Origin of the sequence: Lentzea sp. NBRC 105346 (assembly GCF_030269605.1) — a bacterium.
GTDB lineage: Bacteria > Actinomycetota > Actinomycetes > Mycobacteriales > Pseudonocardiaceae > Lentzea.
In genome coordinates this window covers 1-262 of record NZ_BSTQ01000063.1, presented here as the reverse complement: position 1 = coordinate 262, position 262 = coordinate 1, and the positions used below count along the sequence as shown (strand labels likewise).

Here is a 262-nt window from a genome sequence, read left to right as displayed (position 1 = left end):
CCCAGCTAGACCACTGGGTTGATAGGCCAGAGATGGAAGACCGGTAACGGTTGGAGTTGACTGGTACTAATAGGCCGAGGACTTGTTACAAAGACGCTACGCATCCACTGTGCGGTTCTGGAAGAACGAACCAGACCGATCGAGCATCTCTCGGGGTGCTGGTTTGAATTCCATAGTGTTTCGGTGGTTATAGCGTTGGGGAAACACCCGGTCCCATTCCGAACCCGGTAGTTAAGCCCTTCTGCGCCGATGGTACTGCACT

2 rRNA genes are annotated in these 262 nt (G+C 53.8%); both read left to right on the top strand.

Going from position 1 to position 262, the window contains the following annotated elements:
* Window positions 1-90: ribosomal RNA gene (locus QSK35_RS42625) — 23S ribosomal RNA — on the top strand; the annotation flags it as partial.
* Between the two features lie 89 nt (window positions 91-179).
* Window positions 180-262, top strand: a 5S ribosomal RNA gene (gene rrf, locus QSK35_RS42620); the annotation flags it as partial.